This is a genomic window from Corallococcus llansteffanensis (assembly GCF_003612055.1).
Classification (GTDB): Bacteria; Myxococcota; Myxococcia; order Myxococcales; family Myxococcaceae; genus Corallococcus; species Corallococcus llansteffanensis.
Genome location: NZ_RAWB01000689.1, coordinates 1 through 4743, shown reverse-complemented (window position 1 = coordinate 4743; position 4743 = coordinate 1). Strand labels below are relative to the sequence as shown.

Annotated in this window: 5 protein-coding genes; 1 reads left to right on the top strand and 4 read right to left on the bottom strand. The window is 69.4% G+C overall.

What is annotated here, in order from left to right; genetic code table 11:
• Window positions 1-635 precede the first annotated feature (635 nt).
• Window positions 636-1643, bottom strand: a complete 1008-nt coding sequence (locus D7V93_RS38210) for a GlxA family transcriptional regulator (protein WP_120648010.1) — start codon at window positions 1641-1643, stop codon at window positions 636-638.
• 52 nt (window positions 1644-1695) lie between these two features.
• On the opposite strand from D7V93_RS38210, the gene D7V93_RS38205 reads away from it, so the two are divergent.
• On the top strand, window positions 1696-2445 hold the full coding sequence (locus D7V93_RS38205) for an SDR family oxidoreductase (protein ID WP_120648009.1): 750 nt from the start codon (window positions 1696-1698) through the stop codon (window positions 2443-2445).
• Window positions 2446-2481: 36 nt separating this feature from the next.
• Here D7V93_RS38205 and D7V93_RS38200 read toward each other — a convergent pair whose 3' ends face one another.
• Genes D7V93_RS38200 through D7V93_RS47770 form a run of 3 tightly spaced genes read right to left on the bottom strand, consistent with a single transcriptional unit; the run spans window position 2482 to window position 4572 of the window.
• Entirely contained in the window at window positions 2482-3795 is a 1314-nt protein-coding gene (locus tag D7V93_RS38200; protein WP_120648008.1) for a leucine-rich repeat domain-containing protein, read from the bottom strand.
• A gap of 55 nt (window positions 3796-3850) precedes the next feature.
• Window positions 3851-4159, bottom strand: a complete 309-nt coding sequence (locus tag D7V93_RS46260; protein ID WP_208723288.1) for a hypothetical protein — start codon at window positions 4157-4159, stop codon at window positions 3851-3853.
• Entirely contained in the window at window positions 4105-4572 is a 468-nt protein-coding gene (locus tag D7V93_RS47770) for a transposase zinc-binding domain-containing protein (RefSeq protein ID WP_372338403.1), read from the bottom strand. Before D7V93_RS47770 ends, D7V93_RS46260 begins: the two co-directional genes overlap by 55 nt.
• Between the last annotated feature and the right edge of the window lie 171 nt (window positions 4573-4743).

Here is a 4743-nt window from a genome sequence, read left to right as displayed (position 1 = left end):
GGTGCAGAGGGGCCGAGGAGGGCCGCTGACGGGGCCGCCCGAGTGATGCTCCCGTCCGGTGGACAGGCCGCTTGAGCCCCCTTGGGGTACACGCCTGCCCAGACCGCGCTCCCCTCAGGTGCGTAGCAGGGGCCTGGACCTCTTGGCGCCTCTTGAGCCTCAACACCCCGCGGCCTGGGGTGGCCCTCGTGCCGGGGCCCACCTCGCACATGCCGTGGGCAAGCCCAGGGGCTCCAGAATTGCCCGCACCCCGGGGGCCCCCTTCACGTACGCCAAGACCCTTGAGCCTGCCTCCACACCTCACGCAGGCGAACACGTCGAAGTCGAACGTCCTCCTGAGCAACTCGGCGTCAGTCCACTCGCGGTGTCCTCTCCTTCATCCGCTCCTTCCTGGCCGCTGCCTCAAGCCCCGCGCTCGCCTCCTGCGCACCTGCTTGAGGGAGCCACGGGCCGCATGAGGGGGGCCCATCAACCCCGCGCCCTCATGCATCCCGCCCGGTCGGGCGGCTACGGCTCACGCAGAGAGGGAGCGCCGTCGTTCGCGAGGTGCCCGGCGCCCTGCACCAGGTACTTCACGACATCGCCACGGCGCCCACGGCCAGCGCAGGAGGCGCGCGCAGTCCCGCCGAGGCACGCTACGTCGCGAACCGCTTCCGGTAGTCCCTCGGTGAGGTGGAGAGGTTGCGCTGGAAGGTCACCCGCATCCGCTCCTCGTTCCCGAAGCCGCACATCCGGGCAATCTGGTCGACGTTGCGCTTCGACTCCTCCAGCAACCGCCGGGCCGCCTCCAGCCGCAGGACTTCCACGGCCTTCGCCGGGGTGCGGCCGGTCTTCTGCTTGTAGACGCGTGCGAAGTTGCGCGGGCTCATGCTGGCTCTCGCGGCCATCGTTTCCACTGTGAGGTCGTCACGGCCCAGGTTGCCCGCGAGCCACAGGTGCAGCTCGTCGAAGGCGGCGGTGTCCCTCGTCTGGGAGCGCAGCAGCTCGCTGAACTGTGACTGCCCGCCAGGCCGCTTCAGGAAGACGACCAGCTCCCGGGCCACCTTCATGGCGACGTCACGTCCATGGTCCGCCTCCACCAGTGCCAGGGCGAGGTCGATTCCCGCGCTGACGCCGGCCGAGGTCCACACGGAACCTTCACGGACGAAGAGCGCGTCACGGTCGATTTCGATGGAGGGGAAACGCTCGCGCAGCCGGTCGCACATGGCCCAATGTGTTGCCGCTCGCTTGCCGTGAAGCAGTCCGGCCTGTGCCAGCAGGAAGGTGCCGCTGCAGACCGATGCGGTGCGGCGGGCCGCCTTCGCCTTCCGCCGCAGCCAGCCGACCAGCTGCTCCGAGCGAGCGAGCACGTCTTCAATATCCGGCGAGCCCGGGACGATGACGGTGTCGACCCGGACGCGTGAGAAGGCGGCGATCGGCGACGTCTGCAACGCGACGCCCTCCGCTGTCTGCACCAGCCCTCCGTCCAGGCTCACCGTGTGGCGGAGGTACCCCGGCAATCCCTGCTCCACCAGGGCCTTCGACGCCGCCCAGAACACCGTCTGGGGCCCCGTCAGGTCCAGCAACCCCATGTCGGGAAAGGCGACGAAGAGCACGGTGCGCTGCTCGCCGGAAGTTGGCAGAAATTCCGGGCTATCTGTCATGGCTGCCACATCCTTCCCTCCGTACGTTCCCGCCGTCAACGGAGAGGCGAACATGAAAATCGTAGTCATCGGAGGCACCGGCCTCATCGGAACGAAGCTGGTGAAGCGGCTTCGCGGGCTGGGCCACGACGTGGTGGCGGCGGCGCCCAGCTCGGGAGTCAACGCTCTCACCGGCGAGGGGCTGGTGGAGGTGCTCGCGGGCGCGCAGGTGGTCGTCGACGTGGCGAACTCACCGTCGTTCGAGGACAAGGCCGTGCTGGAGTTCTTCGAGAAGTCAGGGCGCAACCTCCTCGCGGCGGAAGAGAAGGCCGGCGTGAAGCACCACGTCGCGCTGTCGGTGGTCGGCACCGAGCGGCTGCTGGGCAGCGGCTACTTCCGCGGCAAGCTGGCGCAGGAAGACCTCATCAAGGCCGGCAGGATTCCGTACACCCTCGTGCGCTCCACGCAGTTCTTCGAGTTCATGGGCGGCATCGCGCAGGCGGGAACGGAAGGGGACACGGTGCGCCTCTCCACGGCGCTCATGCAGCCCATCGCGTCGGACGACGTGGCGGACGCGGTGGCCGAAGCGACGCTGGGCGCGCCGGTCAATGGCACCGTCGAAGTGGCCGGGCCGGAGCGCGTGCGCCTCGTCGACGTGGTCCAGCGCTTCATGAACGCGAAGCAGGACGGGCGCAAGGTCATCGCCGACGCTCACGCGCGCTACTTTGGCGTGGTGCTGGACGACCAGTCGCTCACGCCGGGCAACACGGCGCGTGTCGGGCCGACGCGGTTCGAGGAGTGGCTCCGCCGTTCCGCGGCATGACGCTGGGGTGTCGGCTCGAGGCGGCACGTGCCGGTGCTAATACCCCACGTGCAGCCGTCCGGGAGGCAGCGCCGCCTCCAGTCGCTTCAGCTCCGGCTCGGGGACGCGGTCCAGCCCCAGCTTGAACTGCTTGAGCCGGGCGAGCGGCGCGAGTCCCCCCGGCAGCGCGGACAGCTCCCCCTGGAGGAAGCCGGCGTGCGTCAGCTTCGGCATCCGCCCGAGCCCGTCCACCAGGACCTGGACCCGGCCCGGCGTCATCTTGAAGAAGCGCCAGAACCAGAGCTTCTTCAGCCGAGGCAGCCGCGTCAGCACCTCGGGGAAGTCCTCCAGCGCCATCGCGTCCAGGTCCAGCTCCTCCAGCGCCTCCAGCTCGCCGAACGCGTCCGGGAGCCGGGTGAGGTTGTTGCAGTAGCGGACGCTCAGCTTCTTCAGCGCGGGGAGGCGGCAGAGCTCCACGGGGAGCGTCGTCAGCGGCAGGTTCTCCAGGCTGAGGCTCTTCAGCGCTCGCAGCTCACCGATGCGCGGGGAAATCTCCGCGATGTCGTTGGTGTCCAGCGAGAGGCTCTCCAGCCCGGTGAGGCAGAAGACCTCCTCGGGGATGGCCTTCAGTTTCTTCTGCGCGAGCACCAGTCGCGTCGCCTTCTCGCCCCGCGCCGCCTTCTCCTTCACGGCGGCGATGGCCTTCTCCACGGGATTGAGCCGGGTGTCCCCCAGCAGGGGCTGCCCCGCGCGCAGCATCGCGAGGAGCCCCTTCCGGTCCAGCGTGGAGTCGGTGACGTCGCCCTCGTCCTCGTCCTCGTCCTCCACGGAGAAGGCACCCGGCAGGAGCGCCTCGTGCGGCTCCAGCCTCTTGCGGGGCTTCTCCGGCGCGGTGAGCTTGTCGCCCACGAGCACGTCCACGTCCAGCGGGCCGTGCACATGGATGTGGTGGTGCTGCTCGACGAGGGTGCGTGCCTTCAGCCCTCCGCCGACACAGAAGACGTCATCCCCGAACGAGTCGCCGAAGAGCAGCCCCCGAATCCGGACGTTGCCCGCGATGAACATGGCGGAGAACGTCGCCACGTTCTCCGCCTCCAGGTCTCCCAGCACCACCAGGAGGGTGTGGTCCGCCGCGTGGCCATCCTCGAGCAACCCCTTCAGCCGGACGCTGCCGGAGACGACGAGCGGCAGGGGACCGATGACGAGCGAGTCGGCCTCCAGGTCTCCCTCGTGGAAGAGGACGCCCTGCCCGGAGATGCCCTGCCACCAGGAGGCCAGTTCCCGCCGCCACCCGGGTGTCCCTGCCGCTTCCACGCGGGCCCACACTTCTTGCGCGGGGGCTTCCCGCCCCCAGTCCTGCTTCTCCGCCATGGCCCGGTGCTCCCTTCCAAGAGCCATCACGTCATGGAACCACCGCGAGGAACAGTCAGCGGACGCGGACGACGGGCGCCAGGCCCCCCTGAACGTGGTGGGTCAGGTCGATGCCGGTGTCTCCCTGACTGGACGCGTCCCCGTCGTGACCTCGCTTGCTGCGTGCAGGGGGCCGGACGTCCACCTCCGTCCAGCGCAGCCGTTGCTGCAGGGAGTGCGCCTGGTACGCCTGCAGCGCGTCCTCAGGCCCTTGCGCGGGCAGGGCCCCTCTTTTCTCCAGCAGGCGCAGCACCCGGTGACGCACCACCTTCAGCAGCCGCTCCACCTCACGTTGTGTGGGCGGCGGCAACGCCTCGAAGCGCACGCTGCCCTCCCCGGCACGAAGACGCCTTCCGGCACCAGCGCAGGGTCGTGAGGGGTTACTTGCAAGGCCGAGCCGAAAAATTGGAGAAAAGAGACGGCCCCGATCTGTCCACCGCGCACGCCCTGCCGCCGTGCCCTGCGACGTTGCAGGGCAAACACCGCTCGCAGGAAAAGGGTGAGGACGTCCGAGAGCAGCCCTTTCTCCTTCAGCAGTACCCATCGCACCCGGTGCGGAAAGGACAACGTCCACTGACGGTAGGGCACGTGCGGCGGCACCCGCTCCACCAGGTGCACCGCCGTCACCTGCGCCCGCTTCGCGTTGCAGGAGGGGCACACCCCTCGCCCCTTGCACGAGAAGGCGACGAGCAGTTCGTCCTTACAACTCTCGCAGCGCACCCGCGCGAATCCGTGCACCAGCACGCCGCACTCAAGGTACCTGGCGAAGTCCCGCTCCACGTACCGGGGCAGGCCGCGCCCCACGTCGCTCGCCTCCGCCAGCAGCGTGGCAAGGCTCTCCCTCACCGCCTCGTACAGCACTGTCCCCTCCGGCTGCCTCCGCCGGTACGCCCACCCCCGTTCCTCCAC